The 22,941-nt window shown below is 60.2% G+C and carries 24 protein-coding genes; 15 read left to right on the top strand and 9 right to left on the bottom strand.

What is annotated here, in order from left to right; genetic code table 11:
* Positions 1-4: 4 nt before the first annotated feature.
* The 5 genes from K6118_RS03380 to K6118_RS03360 all read left to right on the top strand — a co-directional run bounded on the left by K6118_RS03380 (position 5) and on the right by K6118_RS03360 (position 3,153).
* Positions 5-532, top strand: a complete 528-nt coding sequence (locus tag K6118_RS03380; protein ID WP_247118811.1) for a DsbE family thiol:disulfide interchange protein — start codon at positions 5-7, stop codon at positions 530-532.
* A complete protein-coding gene (locus K6118_RS03375) occupies positions 529-987 on the top strand; it encodes a cytochrome c-type biogenesis protein (protein WP_247118810.1) in 459 nt (152 codons plus the stop codon). Before K6118_RS03380 ends, K6118_RS03375 begins: the two co-directional genes overlap by 4 nt.
* Positions 984-2,090, top strand: a complete 1,107-nt coding sequence (ccmI, locus tag K6118_RS03370; protein ID WP_247118809.1) for a c-type cytochrome biogenesis protein CcmI — start codon at positions 984-986, stop codon at positions 2,088-2,090. The genes K6118_RS03375 and ccmI overlap by 4 nt, the downstream gene beginning before the upstream one ends.
* Before the next feature lie 124 nt (positions 2,091-2,214).
* Positions 2,215-2,544 carry a hypothetical protein gene (locus K6118_RS03365; protein ID WP_247118808.1) on the top strand — a complete coding sequence of 110 codons (330 nt, stop codon included), beginning with the start codon at positions 2,215-2,217 and terminating at the stop codon, positions 2,542-2,544.
* A gap of 69 nt (positions 2,545-2,613) precedes the next feature.
* A complete protein-coding gene (locus tag K6118_RS03360; RefSeq protein ID WP_247118807.1) occupies positions 2,614-3,153 on the top strand; it encodes an NUDIX hydrolase in 540 nt (179 codons plus the stop codon).
* Between the two features lie 9 nt (positions 3,154-3,162).
* Here K6118_RS03360 and ispZ read toward each other — a convergent pair whose 3' ends face one another.
* Positions 3,163-3,786 carry a septation protein IspZ gene (gene ispZ, locus K6118_RS03355; protein ID WP_247118806.1) on the bottom strand — a complete coding sequence of 208 codons (624 nt, stop codon included), beginning with the start codon at positions 3,784-3,786 and terminating at the stop codon, positions 3,163-3,165.
* Positions 3,787-3,892: 106 nt separating this feature from the next.
* Between ispZ and K6118_RS03350 the strand changes: the two genes are divergently transcribed.
* Genes K6118_RS03350 through K6118_RS03340 form a run of 3 tightly spaced genes read left to right on the top strand, consistent with a single transcriptional unit; the run spans position 3,893 to position 6,320 of the window.
* Positions 3,893-5,206 (top strand): MFS transporter, encoded by a 1,314-nt coding sequence (locus tag K6118_RS03350; RefSeq protein WP_247118805.1) that lies wholly within the window; start codon positions 3,893-3,895, stop codon positions 5,204-5,206.
* 3 nt (positions 5,207-5,209) lie between these two features.
* Positions 5,210-5,797, top strand: coding sequence for an RNA methyltransferase (locus tag K6118_RS03345; protein WP_247118804.1), 588 nt, complete (start codon positions 5,210-5,212; stop codon positions 5,795-5,797).
* A gap of 4 nt (positions 5,798-5,801) precedes the next feature.
* Positions 5,802-6,320, top strand: coding sequence for an invasion associated locus B family protein (locus tag K6118_RS03340; RefSeq protein ID WP_247118803.1), 519 nt, complete (start codon positions 5,802-5,804; stop codon positions 6,318-6,320).
* Between the two features lie 200 nt (positions 6,321-6,520).
* Here K6118_RS03340 and K6118_RS03335 read toward each other — a convergent pair whose 3' ends face one another.
* Positions 6,521-7,342 carry a LytTR family DNA-binding domain-containing protein gene (locus tag K6118_RS03335; protein ID WP_247118802.1) on the bottom strand — a complete coding sequence of 274 codons (822 nt, stop codon included), beginning with the start codon at positions 7,340-7,342 and terminating at the stop codon, positions 6,521-6,523.
* 224 nt (positions 7,343-7,566) lie between these two features.
* Between K6118_RS03335 and K6118_RS03330 the strand changes: the two genes are divergently transcribed.
* Positions 7,567-8,760 (top strand): acyltransferase family protein, encoded by a 1,194-nt coding sequence (locus K6118_RS03330; RefSeq protein ID WP_247118801.1) that lies wholly within the window; start codon positions 7,567-7,569, stop codon positions 8,758-8,760.
* A gap of 21 nt (positions 8,761-8,781) precedes the next feature.
* On the opposite strand, the gene K6118_RS03325 is transcribed toward K6118_RS03330, so the two are convergent.
* The gene (locus tag K6118_RS03325; RefSeq protein ID WP_247118800.1) at positions 8,782-9,333 is read right to left on the bottom strand and encodes a hypothetical protein; all 552 of its coding nucleotides are present in this window, start codon (positions 9,331-9,333) and stop codon (positions 8,782-8,784) included.
* Between the two features lie 176 nt (positions 9,334-9,509).
* On the opposite strand from K6118_RS03325, the gene rlmN reads away from it, so the two are divergent.
* Positions 9,510-10,742 carry a dual-specificity RNA methyltransferase RlmN gene (gene rlmN / locus K6118_RS03320; protein WP_247118799.1) on the top strand — a complete coding sequence of 411 codons (1,233 nt, stop codon included), beginning with the start codon at positions 9,510-9,512 and terminating at the stop codon, positions 10,740-10,742.
* A gap of 3 nt (positions 10,743-10,745) precedes the next feature.
* Here rlmN and K6118_RS03315 read toward each other — a convergent pair whose 3' ends face one another.
* A complete protein-coding gene (locus K6118_RS03315) occupies positions 10,746-11,522 on the bottom strand; it encodes a MerR family transcriptional regulator (protein ID WP_247118798.1) in 777 nt (258 codons plus the stop codon).
* A gap of 220 nt (positions 11,523-11,742) precedes the next feature.
* Here K6118_RS03315 and K6118_RS03310 point away from each other — a divergent pair, with 220 nt between their 5' ends.
* Genes K6118_RS03310 through K6118_RS03300 form a run of 3 tightly spaced genes read left to right on the top strand, consistent with a single transcriptional unit; the run spans position 11,743 to position 14,538 of the window.
* Positions 11,743-12,963 (top strand): argininosuccinate synthase, encoded by a 1,221-nt coding sequence (locus tag K6118_RS03310; protein ID WP_247118797.1) that lies wholly within the window; start codon positions 11,743-11,745, stop codon positions 12,961-12,963.
* 23 nt (positions 12,964-12,986) lie between these two features.
* Positions 12,987-13,934, top strand: a complete 948-nt coding sequence (locus K6118_RS03305) for an AEC family transporter (protein ID WP_247118796.1) — start codon at positions 12,987-12,989, stop codon at positions 13,932-13,934.
* Positions 13,935-13,944: 10 nt separating this feature from the next.
* A complete protein-coding gene (locus K6118_RS03300) occupies positions 13,945-14,538 on the top strand; it encodes a glutathione S-transferase N-terminal domain-containing protein (protein ID WP_247118795.1) in 594 nt (197 codons plus the stop codon).
* 67 nt (positions 14,539-14,605) lie between these two features.
* On the opposite strand, the gene K6118_RS03295 is transcribed toward K6118_RS03300, so the two are convergent.
* From K6118_RS03295 to K6118_RS03275, 5 genes are all read right to left on the bottom strand, one after another.
* Entirely contained in the window at positions 14,606-16,258 is a 1,653-nt protein-coding gene (locus tag K6118_RS03295; RefSeq protein WP_247118794.1) for a M28 family metallopeptidase, read from the bottom strand.
* A gap of 107 nt (positions 16,259-16,365) precedes the next feature.
* Positions 16,366-16,986, bottom strand: coding sequence for a MarC family protein (locus tag K6118_RS03290; protein ID WP_247118793.1), 621 nt, complete (start codon positions 16,984-16,986; stop codon positions 16,366-16,368).
* 67 nt (positions 16,987-17,053) lie between these two features.
* Positions 17,054-17,938 (bottom strand): bifunctional methylenetetrahydrofolate dehydrogenase/methenyltetrahydrofolate cyclohydrolase FolD, encoded by an 885-nt coding sequence (folD, locus tag K6118_RS03285; protein WP_247118792.1) that lies wholly within the window; start codon positions 17,936-17,938, stop codon positions 17,054-17,056.
* Positions 17,939-17,984: 46 nt separating this feature from the next.
* Positions 17,985-18,311 (bottom strand): ACR/YggU family protein, encoded by a 327-nt coding sequence (locus K6118_RS03280; RefSeq protein WP_247118791.1) that lies wholly within the window; start codon positions 18,309-18,311, stop codon positions 17,985-17,987.
* On the bottom strand, positions 18,301-18,597 hold the full coding sequence (locus K6118_RS03275; RefSeq protein ID WP_281500572.1) for a YggT family protein: 297 nt from the start codon (positions 18,595-18,597) through the stop codon (positions 18,301-18,303). Before K6118_RS03275 ends, K6118_RS03280 begins: the two co-directional genes overlap by 11 nt.
* A 222-nt stretch (positions 18,598-18,819) precedes the next feature.
* Here K6118_RS03275 and K6118_RS03270 point away from each other — a divergent pair, with 222 nt between their 5' ends.
* Together K6118_RS03270 and K6118_RS03265 are read left to right on the top strand one after the other, a co-directional pair.
* The gene (locus K6118_RS03270) at positions 18,820-21,879 is read left to right on the top strand and encodes an SBBP repeat-containing protein (RefSeq protein ID WP_247118790.1); all 3,060 of its coding nucleotides are present in this window, start codon (positions 18,820-18,822) and stop codon (positions 21,877-21,879) included.
* A gap of 531 nt (positions 21,880-22,410) precedes the next feature.
* On the top strand, positions 22,411-22,824 hold the full coding sequence (locus K6118_RS03265) for a flagellar basal body-associated FliL family protein (protein WP_247118789.1): 414 nt from the start codon (positions 22,411-22,413) through the stop codon (positions 22,822-22,824).
* Positions 22,825-22,941 lie beyond the last annotated feature (117 nt).

Below are 22,941 nucleotides of genomic sequence, written 5' to 3'. Positions count from 1 at the left end.
GCCGATGCAGCGTTTCCTGCCCCTGATTGTGGTCGCGGCGCTTGCCGCCCTGTTCCTGTCCATGCTGCTCCGGGACCGGAACCCGCATGAGATCAAGAGCGTGATGATGGGTAAGGAATCGCCCGCCTTCACGCTGCCCGCGCTTCTGGAAGCGGACAAGCAGGTAACCGATGACGTGCTCCGGACCGGGCACCCGGTTCTGGTCAATTTCTTCGCCAGCTGGTGCGTGCCCTGCCGGGCCGAACACGCCAACCTGATGAAACTTGCGAAAGAACACCATATCCCGATCATCGGCATCAATTATAAGGATGACCCGGCCAAGGCACGGGCCTATCTGGCTGAACTGGGTGACCCCTATGTCACCATCGCCGCCGACCTGCATGGCCGCACCGGTATCGACTGGGGTGTGACCGGCGTGCCGGAAACCTTCATCGTCGACGGCAACGGCAAAATCCGGGACCGTCTGTGGGGGCCTGTGGTGGTGGATAGCATCGAGAAGAAAATCCTGCCGGAAATCGAGGCGATCAAATGAAACGATTGATGGTCTTCATCCTGTGCCTCGCGTTTTCTGCACCCGCATTTGCTGTGGTGGCGGACAAGCCGCTTGCTGACCCGGCCAAGGAAGCGGTCGCCCGCAGCCTGATGAAGGAAATCCGCTGCCTGGTCTGCCAGAACGAGTCGATCGACGAGTCGGACGCCGACCTCGCCAAGGACCTGCGCGGTCTTATCCGCGAGCATGTCGCCAAGGGCGACAGTCCGAAACAGATACGTCAGTTCCTGGTCGACCGTTACGGCGACTGGGTGCTCCTCAAGCCGCCGGTCCAACCCAGCACCTACCTTCTGTGGGGCTCACCCTTCCTGTTTCTCATCCTCGGCGGGATCGCCGTGATGCGCCGCCGGGTGCGCGCGAACGCGCCTGAGCCCTTGAGCGCGGAAGAAGAAGCCAAGCTGAAGAAGCTGCTGCGCAGCAAAGGAGACAAGGCATGATCTGGCTTGGTTTCGCCCTTGTCGCCCTCGTCGTTTTGCTGCTGCTCGCCACCGTGCGCGCGCCCAAGGTCAAGCCGACCGATGCGCTCGCCCATTTCCGCGCGCAGCTGAATGAGCTTGAAGAAGACGAAGCCCGCGGCGTGATCGGTGCCGATGAGGCCAAGGCCGCCCGGCTGGAGATAGAGCGCCGCATCCTGAAAGCGGCTGACAATAAGGCTGAAGCGGCACCCGTGGATACGTCCGGCAAGACACCGCTGCCGCTCTTGCTCGCCATCGCCGCCGTCGCCGGTGCCTTCGCCTTTTATATGTTCCTCGGCCGCCCGGACCTGCCGTCAGCGCCAGCCGCCGTCATGGTCGCGCGCGAGGCACCGGTCAAACCCGGTGGGCCGACCTATGACGCCGCGATCAAGGCGGTCGAAGCCCACCTGAAAAAGGACCCCAAGGACAAAAAAGGCTGGCTCGTGCTCGCGAAAGCCGCACGCACGGTGCAGGAATTTCATGTCTCCGCCGATGCCTACGGCAAACTGGTTGAGCTGGAGCCCGACAACATCCGCTGGCGGATCGATCGCTTCGAAGCCTTCCTCGCGCTCGCCAACGGGCAGATGACCCCGGCCTCAAGGATGTTGCTGGCTGATATTATCCAGCGGGAACCGAACCACCCGGCCGGGCAATATTATCTCGGCCTCGCCTATCTGCAGGCGGGCAAGACGGACCAGGCCAAGGCGGTCTGGACCGCGCTTGCGAATCGCTCCGCGCCCGATGCGCCCTGGATGCCGGGGCTCAAGGCCCAGATCGCCAAATTGGATGGCGACAGTGCCCCGCCCGCACTCAGCCAGGGCCAGATGGCGGCGGTTGCCGGCATGAACGAAAAGGACCGCAAGGCCTTCATCCATTCGATGATGGACCGGCTGTCCGCCAAGCTGGAAGCCAATCCTGACGATGCCGAGGGCTGGATGATGCTGGCGCGCTCCCACCTGACGATGGGCGACAAGGACGCTGCTGCCGCGGCGCTCAAGCGCGGGCTTGCCTCGGTTACCGACGCGGATAAAAAGGCGGAAATGCAGGCGTTTCTTGACAAGATCGCCTCAAAATCCGATCCTTAACATTCTGGTGAGGAATGCGTCTTATTCTGCGCGTTAGAGCCAGGTGTCCCTTGGTGCGGTAAGAAGTCCGCACCGACATCCATGCTAAAAGAGCTTTAACCGTTTTGGACAGGGTCCGACGACCATGGTCGATATCAATCCAAACGCATCCGGGCTGCAGACCCAGTTGCAGGCACAGCTTCAGGCACGGGCAGGCAAAGGCCCGGCCAAACCTGTCGCACGCGTGCAAAGCCCCTTTGAAAAGGGATCGGAAACCGGCACCGGCCGCCAGCTGATCAAAAGCGCGAACCCGCGCACCGGCGGACTTTCAACCGACGCGGAAATCGAAGCCGCGACCGAACGCGCCACAAGTTTCGGCGCGGGCCAGCGTGAAGCACCCATCGGCCGGATTTCGACTCAGGCCGCGAACGGCCGCAATGTGCCGCTCGGCCAGATCATCGACATCCGGGTTTAAGCCAGCCTTCAGGTCAGCCTTTTTCATTTCCGCTGGACGGCGGCCAAATGCGCTTTACCATCATGCTTTATGGCTGACCCCTTAAACAGACCCGCGAACTTCCACGAAACCGTGCCTGAAGGCGACGAGCGCGAACGGCTCGTCTGCAAGGACTGCGGTTTTATCGCTTACGAGAACCCGCGCATCATCACCGGTTCGGTGGTCGAGCATGACGGCAAGATCATGCTGTGCAGGCGCGCGATCAACCCCCAGCATGGTAAATGGACCATCCCGGCAGGCTTTCTGGAGCTCGGCGAAGCCCCGGCCGAAGGCGCGGTGCGTGAGGCTTATGAAGAAGCGACAGCCCGCATCGAAATCCGCGACCTGCTGGCGGTTTATTCGGTCCGCCGCATCAGCCAGGTGCAAATGATGTACCGCGCCCGGCTGGCGAGCCCTGAGTTCGCGCCGGGCTATGAAAGCCTCGAGGTCGGCCTGTTCGCGTGGGAGGACATCCCGTGGGACGAGCTCGCCTTCCCGAGCGTCCATTGGGTCTTGAACCATTACCGGGCGGTGATGGACCAGGACAGCATCGTCCCCTTCACCAACCCCGAAGGCTGGGAACAGGCCTGACGGACGCCCTCAGCCTTCGTCTTTGTCGGACTTTTCTTCCTGTGGCATATATTTGGCGAGGACAGGCGCCTGCGCGAACAGGAAGATGATCATGATGCCCATATAGCCGAAGGTCTTGAAATCAACCCACAGGTCGGTGGACTGCGTGCGCCAGATCAGCTCGTTCACCCCCGCCATCACCGCCAGGAAGATGGCATAGTTACGGGTGAGGAGGCGCCAGCCGGCCTCTTCCATCTCCATCGCCGTGCCCATCAGCATCTTGATATAGAGCCGACCGGTCTTGAGCCCGAAGAACAGGATAAGCGCGAAGATGGTGTTGATGACCGTCAGCTTCATCTTGACGAAGGTCTCATCCTTCAGCCACAGCGTGAGGCCACCCATCACCATCACGACAACAAAGGTGAATTTGAGCGTGGTGGCGACATGGCCTGTCAGAACACGTGAGACGACCATCGCGATCGCGGACGCAACCATGAAGGTGGCGGTGGCGGTATAGATGCCGCCGAACTTGAAGCTGAGGAAAAAGGCGATCAGCGGGCCGAAGTCGATCGCGATCCGGGTCAGCGCGGACGGCGCCTTCTTTTCCGATTGGGATGTGGCTTCTGTCATATCTGTTGCTTTTTTGTCAGCCATCTTGTCCTCAAAACCCTGAATGTGTGACCCACGGGGCCGTTACGGCTTGCCCGCCAGCGTTTCCCGGCCCCAGAGTGGCGCCCACGCTTTGAAACGGATGCCTTTTATGCTTGAGCTTTTCCGCAATCGCAACTTTCTCGTCTTCTGGATCGGGCAATTTGTGTCTGTGGTCGGGGACCATGTCAGCCTGATCGCCTTCCCGTGGCTGACGCTGCAGCTGACGGGCAGCCCGGCGATGACCGGCCTCGTCTATGCCGTCCAGGGCCTGCCACGGGCGGTGCTCTTGCTCGCGGGCGGTGCCGTGGTTGACCGTACCAGCCCCCGCGCGGTGATGCTGGTCAGCAACCTGTTGCGCGCGATGCTCGTGCTCGCGCTCGCCTGGCTCATCACCATGGACCGCGCCGACATCACGCTGGTGTTCATCATGGCGCTCGCCTTCGGGCTGGTGGACGCCTTCTTCTACCCGGCGCAGAACGCCATCCTGCCGAGCCTGGTGAGCAAGGAGCAGCTGCAGGCGGGCAATGCCGTGATTCAGATGACCATCTATCTCTCCGTCATCCTCGGGCCGCTGATCGCGGGCCTGGTGATCGCGGGGCACGTCAGCATGGCCGGGCATGAGGCAGGCATGGGCGGCAGCACTTATGCCACCGACCGGCTGGGCCTCGCCCGCGCCTTCGGCTTCAACAGCATCGTGTTCGCGACCTCCTTCGTCACGCTCCTGTTCGTACGGGCGCGCTCGCTCAAGAAGGACGAAGCGGAAAGCGGTCCCTCGCTTGTCCGCGACGTGATGGAGGCGCTCAGATGGGTGTGGGCCCACCCGAGCATCCGCCTCGGCTTCATCGGGGTCGCCGCGCTCGAATTCCTCTATCAGGCGCCGATCTTCGTCGGCCTGCCCGTGCTGGCCAAACAGCGTTTCGAGGAAGGCGCGCTGGTCTACGGCCTCGAGCTCGCGGCTTACGGCACCGGCGCGCTCATTGGCTCGCTCGCGGGCGGCACCATGAAAAGCGTGCCGGAGCGGATGCTCCTCCGCATCATGTTCTGGGTGTTCGCCTATTCGGGCGCCTCGCTCGGGCTTCTGGTGCTCTTTCACCCTTACGAATATGCCATGGGCTTCTTCTTCGTCGCCGGGCTGGGCGACAGTTTCATGTGGGTCAATTTCACCACCTGGCTGCAGCGCATCACACCGGAGCGGATGCTCGGCCGGGTGATGAGCATCTTCATGGTTATGGCCATCGGGTTGCTTCCCATCGCCAATGCCGTTATGGGTTTAGCCTTCGAGATTAACCTGGAGGGCTCGCTCCTGATAACCTCGGCGATCATGGTTGTGCTCATGGTCACCGCCGCGCTGCACCCGGACGCCAGAAGGCCCCGTGACCGCAGACCGGACCCGCAAGCCCCCAACGCCACAGTGGAGGACTGAGCCTTGCGCGGCTATTTCGCAATCGGGATTGACGGTGTTTCGAAGACCGGCAACATCGGCAACCTGGTGCGCACCGCCCATGCCTTTGGCGCCAGCTTCGCCTTCGCGGTGAACCCCAAGGTCATTGCCCACTCCGGCGAACTGGTGACCAAACCTGTCACCGACACCAGCAAGAGCGCGGGGCAAATGCCCTTTTTCACCTACGCGAGCGCGGATGAGGTGCCGATCCCTGAGGGCTGCCAGCTTGTCGGCATTGAGATAACCGACGATGCCGTCGACCTGCCGAGTTTCCGCCACCCTTTAAACGCCATCTATGTGCTCGGCGGTGAACGCAAGAGCCTGAGCCCGTCCATGGCCGCCAGGTGCGACCATATGATCAAAATCCCGACAAAGTTCAGCCTTAACGTGGCGACTGCGGGTGCTATAGTCCTCTATGATCGCCACCGGCTTCTGGGGGGCTACCCGGAACGCCCGGTTATGGCAGGCCAGGAGGTAAAGCCGCGCGCTGAGCATGTGCACGGCGGCAGCTTCAGCCGCCTCGAACGCAGAGAGAAACGCGCTAAAACACAACGAGACACCAAGGAGGACTGATTTCATGCAGACCAGAACCGTTACCCTGTTCGCCGCCCTTATCCTCGGGCTTAGCCTGCCGGCCAGCGCCGCAGCGGGGCGCGAACTATTGGGCAGTTACCGGGACTGGGACGCCATCGTTTCCAAACATGGCAACACCAAGGTCTGCTACATGATCTCGATGCCGAAAAAATCAGTCGCCAGCCGCAGCGGGGCCAGCCGCGGCGATATCTATATCACCATCAGCCACCGCCCGGCCGCGCACGTGAAAAACGAAGTGAATGTCATCGTCGGCTATCCGCTCAAGGAAGGCAGCACCATGAAGGTGCGCGTCGACGGCCGCCACCAATTCGAGCTGTTCACCGAAGGCGAGGGCGCCTGGGCCTATGACCCCAAGGATGACACCGCCATGGTGAACGCCATGAGGGCCGGCAGCCACCTTGTCGCCTACGGCGTCAGCCAGCGCGGCACGAAGACGACCGACACCTACAGCCTTTCGGGCTTCACCGCCGCCTATAACGCCATTACGAAGGCATGCAACTAAGGCGAAGTATCTTACTCTGCGCCATTTCTTTCCTTGAGTCATAGCGGGACTTGATCCCGCTATCCACAACTCAACCGGCCGCCTTCCGTGCGAGTTCAAGCATCGTATGGACTCCGGGATCAGGTGGCGCAAGCGCCCGCTTTACGACCCCGGGGTGACACTATGAGGACTTGGGTTGGGAAGGCACCTAAAACGCAACTTTACTGATCAAGCCCCGCCTTATAGCGGCGGCTGGCGCGGAGCGTGTGGCCGCCCTTGAGGGCCAGCTTCATATCGCCGCCCGGTAGCGGGTCGATTGTCTGGATCATGGCGCGGTTCACCAGCATCGAACGGTGCACCCGCACGGCCTGAACCCCGCCTTCTTTCAGCTTTTCCTCAAGCTCCTTCAGCGTGATGCGGGCGAGGCTTTCGCCGGTGAGCGTGATGATCTCGGCATAGTTGGCCGCCGCCTTGGCGTAAAGAAACTCGGCCGGGTCCAGCAAGATGCGCGTAGCGCCGCTCCTGAGCTCGATTGGGGCCATTCCTTTTTTGGCCGCCCGCCCGGCCATAGCATCCTTAAGCAGGAAAAAAGCCCCTGTCAGCAGCACGAAGGTGCGGAGGTCCTTCCAATATTCGTAAGGGATGGCGCCATAGCCACCGCGGAAAAAGTCATAGCTGCCCCCAAAGAGCGGCGTATAAAGCAACTGCCGCATGATGACCATGAGCGTGACGTGCCCGGCGGAAAAGATGAGACTGGCCAAAATATAGCGCGGCACCTGCCGGAGCCACGTGGCGCGGGTGGGCGGCCAGACCTCCCCCACCCGGATGATGAGCGGCAGCATGATCAGGATCGCGAGCGCGCTCGTGGTCTCAAACATCACCGGCTTGCCCCAGGCGATGGGCTGGCCGAGCCGGGCGTAATCGCTGATAACGGAGGCGCTGTTGACGGCGGTAAAGACGGCCGTTATCGCCACTGTCGCCACGACAAAGGCCACATGCCGCCGGTAGGTGCCGATATAAGCTTTAAGCGCACGTCCAATCATGCACGGCAGTCTATTACGGCGCGGAATTTCCGCAAAGGCCTTTTAAATCAGGGCTTTTACCGCTTGTCCCTGCCCACTTTCCGCTCATCCCAGCGGCCCGAATTACGCCTGCCGCTTATCCCGCCGGGCGCATAATTCGCCCCCACGCGCTGGCGGCAGACAGGCATCTCAGGCAGGTTTCCTGACATCAAAAAACATCGCAAAAATTTCGGGAGACCCGAGTCATGACAGCACCCACCCTCAGCCGCAGGCGCTATGACCTTGACTGGTTACGCGTCATCGCCTTCGGGCTTCTGATCTTCTATCACATCGGCATGTATTATGTGCCGTGGGACTGGCACGTCAAAAGCCCCTATATGAACACGGCTCCCGAAGCCCCGATGATGCTCCTCAGTCCGTGGCGCCTGTCACTTCTGTTCTTCATATCGGGCGTTGCCATCCGCTTCGCCGCCGACAAAGCGCCGGCGCTTCAGTTCACCTGGAGCCGTTTCTACAAGCTTTTCGTGCCGCTCGCGTTCGGCATGGCGGTGATCGTGATGCCGCAATCCTACTTCCAGCTGCTCCGGCTTCATGAGATCGAGCCCGGCATCCTCGCCTTCTGGCCGCGCTACCTGAGCCATGACAGCTTCAGCATCATCGTGCCGACCTGGAACCATCTTTGGTATGTCGCGTACCTGATCGCTTACACGCTCGTCGCCATGGCGCTGATGCCGCTGCTCCGCCGGCTGGCGGCACGACTCGATAATGACCGAGTCGAACGCCTGCTGTCAGGCGGGCGTATCCTCATCATCCCGATCCTGCCCTTCATCCTGTTCCGCTTCACCACCGACATGTGGTTCCCGATGACCCATGCGCTCATTGACGACTGGAACGCCCACGCCAACTTTTTCACCATCTTCCTCTATGGCCTGCTCCTTGCGAAAAGCGGTGCCTTCTGGCGGGTGGTCGCAAGCCAGTGGCGGCTGTGCCTGACCGTGGCGGTGGGCCTCGGCATCATCCTCACCCCGGTCTGGAGCCATTGGGCCCAGTGGATGCACGGCCACCCGGTGCTGACCGTGATCGCGCAGGTGTCCAAGGTGCTCTATGCTTGGGCGGTTATCCTGAGCCTTCTGGGCGCGGCCCAGGAATATCTCAACCGGCCGAGCCCGCTGCTGACCTATTTCACCCGGGCGATCTTCCCTTATTATATCCTGCACCAGACGCTGATTATCCTGTTCGGGGTATGGCTGTCCGGCTTCCACCTTGGCGCCGTGCCCGAGTTCGTGGCCCTCGTGGGGCTCACCACGCTCGGCTGCTTCGGGCTTTATGAATATGTCATCCGGCCGCTTTCGTGGCTCCGGCCCCTGTTCGGCGTGTTCGGGGATGCGCCCAGCCTGAAGGCGCTGAAAGCCAAGGCTGTGCCTGTGATGGCGGAATAAAGGAAAAAATGGCGCGCGGGCTCAGGCCCGTGCGCTCTCCAGCACAGCCTCCAGCTCGCTATAAGCTTGCTCAGTCATCGGCGACCTCAGTACCGGATCATGAGCGAACCCTTGGAACAGCTGCAAAAGCTCCTGCACGGTATCGGCGCCAAAGCTGCGGGAAAACAGCCGCAGATCTTCAAAAAGAGACTTCCTGCCTTCCAAGCCGTCCGCCTCCTCGATACCCCTGGCCACCATCGGATAGAGGGGCGCGGACCCAAAGCGTTCCTCCATCAGCTGCTGGAGCTTTTCGATCTCGGCCTTCCCTGCACCAGCTTTCCGGCCAGCGCTGAACAGGAGACCCGCATAGGTCAACTGGCGAGCCTGATCCTTGATGAAGCGGTCAGTACCCTTCTGTTTCCTCTCCTTCAGAAGATCATAGAACCGTACGGTCTGGTAAAGACCGCTGCTGATGATCACAAACGGAAAAACAGTGGCCGAAAACCAACCGAGGGAATCACCGACTAAAAGAGCGATCCCGGCGGCGAGCTGGATAAGCGCAAAGGCCAGCTTCTTTTTGAGGATAGTATCCACGGCATCAATACTCCCTGATAGGTTGTCCCATCCTTCCCCTATGGCGAGCAGCTTTACAAGAGCTTTCGTGAAGCGTATAAGCCGCGCCAAGATAAACCCGTACCGGGGTGGAACGCCCCGGTGCCTGAAGCGACCTGGCGGGCAAGACATGCGCCCTAAAGGCAGGAGTTAAAAAGATGCAGATCACCCCGAACGGCCAAGAGCCGATCGTCTCCCCGCGTATCGACCCGGCGGAAGCCACCGGTAAGAAGAACATCCTCGGCTATGACCGGGATGACCTGAAGGCTGCGCTCCTCGAAGCTGGCGTCCCCGAAAAACAGGTGAAAATGCGCACGAGCCAGGTATGGCACTGGCTGTACCACCGCGGTGTGACCGACTTTGACGCCATGACCAATGTGTCGAAGGACGTGCGCGCGCTCCTGAAGGAACATTTCCTGATCACGCGGCCCGAAGTGGTGGAAGCGCAATATTCAAACGACGGCACGCGTAAATATCTGATCCGCTTCGCCGACGGCAATGAGGCCGAGACAGTCTATATCCCCGAGGATGACCGCGGCACGCTGTGTATCTCGTCCCAGGTCGGCTGCACGCTCAACTGCAAATTCTGCCACACCGGCACCATGCGGCTGGTCCGCAACCTGACGGCAGGTGAGATTGTCGCCCAACTGATGGTCGCGCGCGACGACCTCGGCGAATGGGAAAACCCGACCGAAGGCCGCCGGGTGACCAACATCGTCATGATGGGCATGGGCGAACCGCTCTATAACTTCGACAACGTCAAGAAGGCGCTGGAGATCGTGATGGACGAGGAAGGCATCCAGCTTTCCAAGCGCAGGATCACACTGTCGACCTCCGGCGTGGTGCCGCACATGGAACGCTGCGGGCAGGAGATCGGCGTCAACCTCGCCGTCTCGCTCCATGCCGTGCGCGACGACGTGCGCTCGGACATCATGCCGATCAACAAGAAATACGGGCTCGCTGAGGTGCTGCAGGCCTGCGCCGATTACCCCGGCGCCCACAATGCCCGCCGCATCACGTTCGAATACACCATGCTCAAGGACATCAACGATTCTGACGCTGACGCCAAGGAGCTGGTGCGCCTGATCCGCAAATACAAGCTGCCCGCCAAGGTGAACCTGATCCCGTTCAACCCGTGGCCCGGGTCGGACTATGAATGCAGCGACTGGGACCGCATCCAGCGCTTCTCCGACATTGTGTATGAAGGCGGTATCTCGGCCCCCGTGCGGACGCCGCGCGGGCGCGACATCATGGCCGCGTGCGGCCAGCTGAAGTCGGCCAGTGAGAAGAAATCCCGCGCTGAGCGCGACCGTGAAGAAGCGGCGGCCAAGGCTGCAACTGCAGACGGCGCCCATGTGGACGCCGCCGACAGCGCGCTTGGTTGGGTGTAAGGATCAGGCCTCAACCTGGGATGCCTTGAGGGTTTCCCCGGCTTCCTTGATGAAGGCCCAGACCTCCTTCGAGAAAGGCAGCGCCGGGCCGTCCGCTGGCCAGGCGTCCATATTGTCATAAAGCTTGGCAGCGCTGCCTGCCAGTTTAGGGTCTATGTCATAGACCACCTGGGTCATCTTGTTCCATTCGGCGACGACCTCAAGTGCCTCGTCGCTTGTCGGATCTGCGCCCGCAGCCACCAGTTCCTCGGTCCGGGCTATCAGGGCGGGCCACATGTTCTGATGTTCCTGCACAACAGCGTCCGGTACGGCATTCTTGGCTGCTTTCCAGCGTTCTCGTTCTTCTTCCGTATAGAATTTGTCCCATACTTTTTGCCACTTTTCCTCGCTCATGGTCTGTTCTCCTAATTTGATGAGCTGACATAGCGTGGAAAGATTGACAGGGGTGCCCGCCTCGACGGCCTTGAGGGCGCCCTCAATGGCGCCCACCCCCGCGCGGAGCTTTTCGGCTTCCGCCTCCAGCACCGCCTTCTGGCCTTCAAGGAGCGCGCGGGCATCCAGCGCGGTCTTGCCGAGCATCCCGCCGATTTCACTGAGCGTGAAGCCCGCGCGCTTGAGAAGCTGGATTTCATTCAGCCGCAGGATATCGGCATAGCTATAAACCCGCTGTCGTGACTGGGTCCGCCGGGGGTTAAGAAGCCCGATCTTTTCATAGTGCCTGAGCGCCCGTTCGGTAAGGCCCGACCGTTTCGCCAGATCGCCGATCATCATTGTCTGCATGAAACACCTGTTTTCTTTCCACAGGGAAAAGCCCTAAGGCCTGACGTTACGTCAGGGGCAAGGCCTTTTTTCAAGAAAAATACGCGGGCTGGGTGTGGCTTGCGGCCCTGAGACAAGAAAAACTGCATGAAACCCGCAAAAATTAAGGCCTTTTGGCGATTGACCAAGCTTTCGCTTACCCTATACTCCCGGCCTGTTAATCTTAACGGAGCAGAGTTAGATGTCCGACAAAATCAATAAAGTGGTGCTTGCCTATTCGGGGGGTCTCGACACCTCGATCATCCTCAAGTGGCTTCAGGTCACGTACGACTGTGAAGTCGTCACCTTCACGGCCGACCTCGGCCAGGGTGAGGAGCTTGAGCCGGCACGACGAAAAGCCGAGATGTTGGGCATCAAGGAAATCTTCATCGAGGACGTCCGCGAAGAGTTCGTGAGCGAGTATGTCTTCCCGATGTTCCGCGCAAACACGGTCTATGAAGGCCTCTATCTCCTCGGCACCTCGATCGCCCGGCCGCTGATTGCCAAGCGCCAGATCGAAATCGCAAAAGAGACCGGCGCCGACGCGGTGTGCCACGGCGCCACCGGCAAGGGCAACGACCAGGTCCGCTTCGAACTCGGCTATTATGCCCTCAACCCCGACATCAAGGTGATCGCGCCGTGGCGGGAATGGGACCTGCACAGCCGGACCGACCTGATCGAGTTCGCCGAAAAGCATCAGATTCCGGTCCCCAAAGACAAGCGCGGCGAAGCGCCCTTCAGCGTCGACGCCAACCTCCTGCACACGTCATCCGAAGGCAAGGCGCTTGAGGACCCATGGGTCAGCGCCGAGGAATATGTCTACAGCCGTACCGACAACCCGGTAACCGCCCCCGACGCACCCGAATATATCGAGGTCGAATTCGAAAAGGGCGACGCTGTTGCCATCAACGGTGTGTCCATGACGCCTGCGACGCTGCTCACGAAGCTCAACGAGCTCGGCAAGAAGCATGGCATCGGCCGCCTCGACCTGCTGGAGAACCGCTTTGTCGGCATGAAATCCCGCGGCATCTATGAGACACCGGGCGGCACCATCCTGCTGCAGGCCCACCGCGGTATCGAGCAGATCACGCTCGACCGGGGTGCCATGCACCTCAAGGATGAGATCATGCCCAAGTATGCCGAGCTGATCTACAACGGCTTCTGGTTCGCGCCCGAACGCGAGATGATGCAGGCGCTCATTGACAAGAGCCAGGAATATGTCGCCGGTACCGTGCGGCTGATGCTGTTCAAGGGTGGTGTGCATGTGGTTGGCCGCAAGAGCCCCTACAGCCTCTATTCCATGGAGCATGTGACCTTCGAGGAAGACAGCGTCTACGACCAGCGCGACGCCCAGGGCTTCATCAAGCTGAACGCGCTCCGCCTGCAGCTTCTGTCGCGCCGGAACAGCCGGAGCGGCAAATAACGAAACCATGAGCGTGAGGGCGTGTGGCTGATATCCTGACCATCATCGCCCCGGTATTCCTTCTGATGATACTGGGGTTCGGGCTTGGGAAGACCCGTCTGTTCCCGGACGGGTCCAGCGACGTCCTCATTGCTTTTGTCTGGTATGTGGCGATCCCGGCGCTCTTGTTCCGCTCGCTCGCCCCCAGGCACCTGCCGGATGCCAATGAAATCCTGCTGGTCGGCAGCTATTACGGCGCCATGTACACGGTCTATGCCCTGTCCATGCTGATCGCGCGGGTGGCGTTCGGCCTGAGCGCCGCCGAGCGCGGCATCTTTGCGCTTTCGAGCTGTTTCGCCAACCTCGGCTTCGTCGGCATCCCGATCATGCATGGCGCTTACGGTGATGAAGGCGTGCGGCTTCTGCTGATGCTGATGAGCTTCCATTCGCTGACGCTTCTGCCCGTCACCACTATTCTGGTCGAACGCGGCAAGGGCACGCTTGAAGGTGAGGACGGCGTCGCCAAGCGCGTGTTCCAAAGCATCCGCCATAACCCGATCATCATCGCGCTCATCACCGGCCTGAGTTGGTCGGCGCTCGGGCTGCCGTTCCCGCGCTGGTTCGACCGGTTGTTCGAGCTGCCATCCCTTGCGGCCTCTCCCGTCGGCCTGTTCGCGGCCGGCATGGCCCTCTCGCGCGTCAAGATCGCGGGTGACCTCACCCAGGCCGGCACGTCTGTTGTCATCAAGCTGGCCCTGTTGCCCGCCGCCGTGTTCTTGGTCACCCACTATCTGTTGGGCCTGCCCACCCTGTGGGTCGCGGTGGCGACGCTGGTGGGCGCAATGCCCGCCGGGATGATCCCCTACAGTTTCGCCACCCAGCACGGCATCGGCGCCCGACGGGCGGCCTCGACCATCCTCCTGTCGACCTCCCTGTCTGCGGTGACGATCAGCATCATCCTGCTCCTCCTGAAGTCACACCTGCCTCTATAGGACCCCGCGCATGAAACTCTATTATTCCGTCACCTCGCCCTATTCCCGCAAAGTCTATGTGCTCGCGCGCAAGCTGGGATTGGCAGAAAAGATCGAGCTGATCGTCGGCAGCTCCATGGACCCGGAGACCGACCTGCCGAACACCAACCCGCTCGGCAAGGTGCCCGCGCTGATCACAGACGCGGGCGCGGCAGTGTTCGACAGCCCGGTGATCGTCGAAACTCTGAACGACATGGCCGGGGTAAAGCGCGGGGATGACTATCTCGCCCAGCTGCAGCTTCAGGCGGTAGCCGACGGCATCATGGACGCCGCCGTCGCCATGGCGATGGAGACCCGCCGCCCGGACGCCGAGCCTTCAGCCTTCTGGATGGACCGCTGGACGCAGGCGATCCTGCGCGCGGTGAAATATCTGGAAGACCAAGGCACAGACGGCCTTGAGGGCTGGCACATGGGCAGCATCGCCACCGTGTGCGCGCTCGATTATGTCGGCTTCCGCCACGAAGGGCTCAATTGGCGCGCAGAAGCCCCCGCCCTTGCCGCCTGGTTCGACACCGCCAAAGGGGACGCCGACATCACCGCCACGGACCCACGCACGAACAGCTAATACCCTGTCATAAGCATAAAGAAAGGGCCGCCAATTGGCGGCCCTTTGTCGTTTCTGTCTCCGGCGCTTACTTAGCGGGGCGCTGTTCTTCGCGGATTTTCTTGAACTCGGTGCCGTCATTCCATGTCGGCCAGTCCCCGGAATCAACCAGCATACGGCCGGTCTGATAGTAGGCATTCAGGTCCTGAATGGCGCCCGAGAGGTCCCAATCGTCGTGATATTCATCCGACGGCTTGTGGTAATTGTGCGCGGTATAGTCTTCCGAGCGTTTCCGCACCCATTCACGACCATGTGCAACACTGTCGGCACCGGATTCCGGGTACAGCATCGGCACACCATGCTTCGAAAGCTCGAAATGGTCCGACCGGTAGAAGCCGCCTTTTTCCGGCTCCGGGTCCGGGTCGAGCACACGGCCCTGATTGGCCGCCGCCTTGCGGATATAGTCATCCAGATGGGAATTGCCGAGGCCGATGATGGTGATGTCCTTCGTCGGGCCATAGTTGTTGAGGCCGTCCATATTGAGGCCGCCCACGGTCTTGGCGAGCGGGAACAGCGGATGGTCGCCATAATAGGCCGAGCCCAGAAGCCCCTGCTCTTCGCCCGTCACCGACAGGAACAGCACCGAGCGCTTCGGCTTCACCTTGGCGTGGCCGAAAGCGCGGGCAAGTTCGATGAGCCCGGCGGAGCCTGAGGCGTTATCGAGCGCGCCATTATAGATATTGTCGCCTTCCATGGTAGGGTCGGTGCCCAGATGGTCCCAGTGGGCCATATAGACGAACACTTCATCCGGGTGTTCGGTGCCCTTCACATAGGCCGCGATATTGTGGGAGGTCACATGCTTGACCTCATTCTTGAAGCTCGTGGAAACCTTCAGGTCGCCCATCGGCACAGCCTTGAAGCCCGGCTTCTCAGCGGCAGCTTCAAGGGCGGCACGGTCGAGCCCGGCAGCCGCGAACAGCTTGTCGGCCGCGTCCGTGGTGATCCAGGCTTCGAAACCGGTAAAATGCGCGCCCTTGTCTTGCTGAACGGTCCGCATCTTCGGCCCGGTCCAGCTTGAATCCACCGTCGCCCACGGGTAAGCGGCGGGCTTGGTGCGGTGGATGATAATGGCACCCGCGGCGCCCTGGCGGGCGGCTTCGTCATACTTATAGTCCCAGCGGCCATAATAGGTCATGGCGTTGCCGCCAAAAAGCTTGGGGTCCTGGGTCGCATACCCGGGGTCGTTCACCAGCATGACCACCGTCTTGCCCTTCACGTCCACACCGGCATAGTCGTTCCAGCCGCGCTCCGGCGCGTTGATGCCATAACCAACGAACACGAGGTCGCTGTCCTTCACGGACATTTCCGGCACTTCGTGACGGGTCCAGACCACTTCATCGTGGCGGTATTTGAAGTCCAGGCTTTGACCGTTTCCTTCGATCTTCAGGTCCGGGTTCCCCAGCGCTTCGATGGAGACGAGCGGCACGTCCTGGGTGTAGCTGTCGCCGTTCGCGGGCAGAAGGCCGGCATCCTTGAACTGTTTGGTCATATAGGCGACGGTCAGCTTCTCGCCTTCGGTGCCGACACCGCGGCCGCCGAATTTGTCCGATGCCAGCGTCTTGATGCTTTCACCCAGCGCCTTGGCATTCATCTGATACGGTTTACTGGGGCCTTCGGCGCCATTGTTGCCACAGGCGGCAAGCGCCAGGGCCAGGCCCGAGGCCAATAAAAATTTCTTCATACTATTTTTCCCCTGCATAGAAGCGGGCAGAGTGGCGGCAAGGGAAGGGGCTTGTCAATGCCAGGGGGCGGGCGCACACAAACACGTGACCGCCCGGTCGGGAAACCTCACCCCATGAAGGCGCGCTTCAGGCCGTCCAGCACATATTGCGCGGCGAGGGCCGCGAGAATGACCCCGAGAAGACGGGTCAGGACCGCGTTCACCGTGGGGCCCAGAAGGTCCATCAGCTTGCCCGCGGTGAAGAAGACGATCAGCACGATCAGCATCACCACGCCCAAGGCGGCCATCACCGCGAGCTGCGCCGCGGTGTTATGCTCATAGCTTGTCATCAGAAGCATGATGGTGGCGATCGCCCCCGGCCCAGCCAGCAAAGGCAGGGCGACCGGGAAAACGGAAATATCCTCGAAATATTCGTCGAGCTTGTCGGCGGTTTCCTGTTTGCGTTCGGCGCGTTTCTCGAAAACCATCTCGAGCGCGATGATGAACAACATCAACCCGCCCGACACCCGAAGCGCGTTCATGGAAATCCCGAGCGAGTTGAGGAAGGGCTTCCCGACGGCGGCGAAGAAAACCAGGATCAGCGTGCCGATGATGGTACCGCGGATCGCCATCTTGCGCTTGTGCGCGACCGTGGTGCCCTGAGTGAGCCCGGCGAACACCGGCGCGATGCCGATGGGGTCGACGATGACGAAAAGCGCCGTGAAAGCAGCGATGAAAGCGTCATACATCGAGTGTTCCCCCTTTTCTACCGGCCCCGGCCGGGCCTTCCGTACAGAGGCGCCCTAAAGCGCAGCCTTAAAGTGCATCCGGGTCAATATTGTTCTGACGGCAGGTGGCTGTCACGGTATTTCTGAGCAGCATGGCGATGGTCATCGGACCGACACCGCCCGGCACCGGCGTGATCGCGCTCGCGCGTTCCGCGGCGGCGGCATATTCCACATCACCCACCAGCTTGGTCTTGCCGTCTTCCTTCGGGATCCGGTTCATGCCGACATCGATGACGGTCGCGCCTTCCTTGACCCAGGCGCCCTTGATCAGTTCCGGCACGCCAACGGCGGCGACGACAATATCGGCCTGGGCCACTTCGGCGGCCAGGTCGCGCGTGCGGCTGTGGGCGATGGTGACGGTGCAGTTGGCATCCAAGAGCAGCTGCGCCATCGGCTTGCCGACGATGTTCGAGCGGCCGACCACCAGCGCCTTCATGCCGGTCATGTCACCGAGCGTGTCCTTGAGCATAAGCAAGCAGCCAAGCGGCGTGCAGGGCACCATGGCGCGGCCACCCGTGGCCAGGAGGCCGGAGTTGATGACATGGAAACCGTCCACGTCCTTCTCCGGCGCGATCGCAGCGATGATGGCGGATTCATTGATATGCTTGGGGAGCGGCAGCTGGACCAGAATGCCGTTCACCGCCGGGTCGGCATTGAGCGCCTCGACCTTGGCCAGAAGCTCGGCTTCCGTGGTCTCAGCGGGCAGTTCATAGTGCCAGCCGTTCATCCCTGCTTCGGCGGTCTGCTTCACCTTGTTGCGGACATAAATCTCGCTCGCCGGGTCTTTGCCGACAATCACGACGGCAAGGCCGGGCGTGACGCCGTGCTTGGCTTTGAGCGTTTCAACATCCGTGGCGACGGCGGCGCGGACCTTGGCCGAGAAGGCCTTTCCGTCGATGATTTTGGCAGTCATGGGCTGGGCTCTCCCTTGAGGTCTTGGCTGGCGAACTCTGCGGCTTCTAGCCTAGCGCCTCAAGGCGGGCCAGAAGCTCGGGCAACACTTCCCCCGGCTCCCCTGCGATCAGCAGCGTCTTCTGCCGGGATGTTTCCCCCGCTATAAGGCGGATGCCGGTTTTGGGCAACCGCAGTTTTTTGGCCAGCAGCTTTGCAAGTGCTGCATTGGCCTTGCCTTTTTCAGGCACCGCCGTCACCGAGACTTTGAGCCATGCCTTGCCATCGGCGTCAGCCTCGACCCTGCCAATGGCATCCTTCGAGGCCTTCGGGGTCAGGCGCACGCGCAGGAGAACGCCATCTTCGCGCGCGGAAAGGACGTCCTCAGAAGCCATGGAGATAGATGTTACGGATCAGGCTTTGGATAAAATAGATCACCAGAATCAACAGCATGGGTGACAGGTCGAAGCCGCCCATTGCCGGCACATGGCGCCGGATCGGCCTGAGCACAGGTTCGGTCACGGCATAGAGAAAACGGCCGACGGCCTGCACGAACGGCTGGTAACTGTTGACGATGCCGAAGTTGGTCAGCCAGCTCAGGATAATGCTGGCGAACAATATCCATAGATAGATGGACAGCGCCATGTAGGTTACGTCGAGAAGTGCATATACAATGGCCATATTCAGGTCCTCGCCAGCCGTGGATACCGTGCGTGCGGAATCCAAATTGTCACAATCCTTGCATGACATCTAGTGACTTATCGCCCCAAATGCAATTGGGCGGCAAATTTTGCCTGAAATTCCGAGTCGTTTGAAGTGACTCGGGTTTTTGGCTCGGAAATATTTGCCCACCCGGCAAAAAACTCGAGGCCGATAAGACGCGGAGAGACAGGAATATAGGCCATGGCCTTTTTTGGAACCGTCAGTTCGAGCAGCCTTTTAAGCACCCTTGGCGCTAGTAGCGGTGGGCTGTTTGGCACATCCAGCGGTAGCTCGATTGTCGGGATCGATTATTCGCTCATCTCCGCCTCAATAGATTCCCAGAATGCTCTCGCGGGTCTCTCGACCCTGTCGGCCGCAGACCGCGCCGCCTATAACTTCCGCGGCGCAAGTTCGAGCATCACGACGCCCTGGCAGCAGGATCAGGCCAACCAGTCGCCGCCGTCACTGAATGAGCAGGTCCGCAAGGCCCGGTCGCTCACCAAATTCATCGACCTCAATGACCCGACAGTGAAGTCGGTATCGAAAAACCCCGACAAACAGGCGACCTTCGCGCTTTACAAGGCCTTGTCGAATTTGCGCGTATTGGCGGAATATGCCTCCCAGAACGCCACGCCGACCACGTCGCTGGCACGGCTCGATACCCAGTTCCAGTCCGGGCTTAACGAAGTCCGCAATTATCTCTCCAACACACAGCTGGACAAGCTTGGCCTGTTCCTGGGGGATAAAGCCTATAAGGCAGATACGAGCATCCAGACCGGCCATAATGCCACCAGCTATGGCGGCAGCTTCATCACCAACGACCCAAATGCTGCCATCAGCGGCCTGACCGGCACTGAAGTCTTCAACGTCGCCATCACCAAAAGCGGCGTAACTGACAATATCACCGTCGACCTCAGCAAAATGACGGGCACCCTGTCGCTGAATAACATCAAGGACTATATCAACACTCAGATCTCGTCTCTGACCATCCTGGACGCCACGGGCAACCCGGTTCCGAAGGATCTGACCCGGTTCAGTGTTCACCGGAACACGACCACCGGCCAATATGGTTTGCAGGTAGACGGGGTTTCAACCGAACAAATCAGCCTGTCGGCAGCGTCATCGTCGCCAAGCCTTTATATTGCCTCCTCGGTTGCGCAGGTCAGCGGCACGGCGCCGGTTACCAGCCGCCTCACTGAAATCGGCAACCTTTCCGGCACCATGACGGTCGACCACACCACATCCTTTGCCGGTGTCGATATCGCAGGCAGTGCGATCAAGCAGGCCGTGGCCAACGACAAAACAGCCAATACTTCGATCGATCCGAAAATTGCCGCGCTCCGCGACAAAATGAAATCCGCCGCCCTGCTCGCCGTCACCGGCAGTTCGACCACGACAACAGCCACGGCCAATGCCGATGCGCTCAAGTCGATCACCGATATTACCAGCAAAAACAAAGTCACCGCCAATACCCAGGCCAGCAAGGTTGCGGTCGATAGCGAAGGCGGCGTTTATGTTGTCGGCAAATCGCAGGGCAGCTTCAACAACCAAATCAACACCGCCACCGGCAATGATGTGTTCCTGACCAAGTTTGACAACCAGGGCAATGTCATCTTCTCGCGTCTTCTGGGTGTTTCGGGCGACGCCAGCGCCTACGGCGTGACGGTGGACAGCAATGATAATGTCATCGTCACCGGCCAGACCGACAGTGCGCTTTCCACCAGCGACGTCATCGCCGGCAAGGATGCTTTCGTCACCAAATACACCAAGACCGGGGATGAGGTCTTCCGCTACCAGCTCGACACCGCCGGTGAAAGCGCAGGCACGTCTGTGACCGTGGACAGCAACAACGACATCTATGTCGGCGGCTATACCAAATCCGGCATCAGCGCGACCTCCGGCTTCTCAGGTGGGCAGGATGCCATGATCCTGAAGGTATCCGGCACCACAGGTAAATTGATAGATTCAAATGTGTTCGGCACGGCGGGCAACGATGTCATCAAAGGCATCCAGGTCGACAGCAACAACAACCTGGTGGTCGCGGCCGAACAAAGCGGCAATGCCAAGGTTTACCGGATCGACAGCACCAACCTCGCGAACCAGACCGCCAGCATCGACTTCGGGGCGCTCGGCAGCGGCGGGGCGATCCAGGGCCTCAGCATCGATAACGCCAACAACAGCGTCTATCTCGCCGGCACAACCACCAACGGCAGCCTCAATGCCGGGGGTACCGCCACAGTGAACGGCGCGGCAGCCGGTGGCTTCGACGGGTTTGTCAGCGGTGTAACCTTGAGCGGTACCACCGCCCTTACCGCCAATTTCACCACTTATCTTGGCACAGCCAGCACGGACCGCATCGCTGACGTTAAAGTCTCGGGCAACACCGTTTATGTGGCCGGGTCGACGTCAGGAACGTTCGCCGGGGAGGTCTCCCACGGTGCCACGGATGCTTTTGTCGCCCGGGTCGATGGCGCCACCGGAACCCTCGGCGATATCCAGCAATTTGGGGAGAGCCTTTCCCAGGAGACAAGCGGCGGCATTGCCTTCACCAACAAGGGCAACTCCGTTCTTTCGACCCTGGGCCTGCCCACTGGTTCCGTGATTGCATCCCAGACACTGAATATCCAAACACAGACATCCGCGCAGGTCGGTGACTATTTCTATTTCTCGCTCGGCGGCGGGATCAAGCACAAGATTACCCTGCAAGCCGGGGACGACCTGAGGGACATTTCCCGCAAGCTCAACATCGCGGGCTTTGGCAAGCTGAAAGCCTCGGTTGCGACCACAACCAGTGGCGACAAGCTGACGATCAGCACCCTGGCGACTGGCCAGTCCATCGACCTGATCGCTGGCGCGAATGGCCGCGACCTGCTGTCTCATCTCGGAATCCAGCCGGGTAAGCTGCTCAATAGTAATGAGGTATATGGCATCAAAACCGCTGCCCAGACAGCCGCGGCCAAGAAAGACCCATCCCTTAACATTGGCGGCGTGTTCGGCCTGGGCCTGGGCGGCGCAATCAATATCGGCGACAAGCCGACGGCCAAATATACGCTCAACCTTCTCGACAAGGCGATTTCGACCATCGAGCGCGCCTACCGGACGCTGGACTATAACCCGCTTGTCGATAAACTGAAGAACGGCACCAAAAACACCGGCGGCGGCCCGTCGCCCGAGCAGGCCAAGCAACTGGCGAACCTTCAGACCGGCCTGGCGCGCTTGACGGCGGGCAGTTCTTCATCGTCCTACAGCTTGTTTGCCTGACTGTTCTTGGCCAATCCAAGGCCAATGACACAACAAATCCGACCTTATTTTCCTGAATTTTAGCTAAGGGACGCCCTCTAGCAGGCTCCTTTTGGCAGGCTGAAAGTATATTTATGCGGTCCCCCCCGAAACAAAGGCCATGAAAAAACCCGTATCGAACCGATACGGGTTTTCCTCGCAGGGGGTAGGCGGGAACAGGTGCACGATTGGGGGTCGAGTAAATAAATTTACCCATTCCCGCACCCCTGCTCGAGAGGTACACCAATAGGTACAAGACCTGTGCCAGTTCCCATAAAAAATGAAACTTCATATAAAACAAATGGTTACAAAAAATACGCCTTTAACGCCGTTTTGAGACTCGTTGAATCTGTTGCAATATGCATCTTTTATAGCTGCATATTGCAATAATAATCGCAATATGCAGCAAGCTTGCCTGGTTGGAACCGCCAATTTGTTAGGGGACCGTTCATCCGGGCTATGCTAGGAAAAGGCACAAGCACCACGCTGGTCGACAAAGGATACTTGAAAATCATGCGCACCCTTCTGATCCTGCTCTGCCTAATGATGACGCCCTCTGCCGCCTGGGCCGGAGAAGGTGGCGCCGAGAAAGCGCCTGACTCGCAGACAGACGCCTTGCCCAAGATCGACATGACCCCTTTCAAGTTTTCCCTGATCAAGCGGGGAAGGGTCCGCGGCAAAGTCAGCGTCACCCTGACACTTGTGGTCAATAAGTCGGACGATATGAAATATATCCGCCTGCATCAGCCGCAGCTCAGGTCCGATTTCCTGACCGCGCTCACCATCCTCGCCAACCAGCAGATTGACCCCAACAGGCCGATTGACCCCGATATTATCTCCGCCTACCTCACGCCATACGCCGACTACCGTCTCGGAACGGGCAAGGTCACCGTCTATGTGAAGGAAGCCATGGTAACCCCCGAATAGGGGATTTTCCGGGTCAACACCCCCTCTAACTGTGGTTTATTTGATACACTGGGAGGGCACGCAACCATTGTCATAAAAATAGCATCATCCCTGCCTTGACCCCCAGCCGTTTCGACC

Origin of the sequence: Kordiimonas marina (genome assembly GCF_023006325.1) — a bacterium.
Taxonomy (GTDB): domain Bacteria; phylum Pseudomonadota; class Alphaproteobacteria; order Sphingomonadales; family Kordiimonadaceae; genus Kordiimonas; species Kordiimonas marina.
This window is presented reverse-complemented; position numbering and strand designations above follow the sequence as displayed.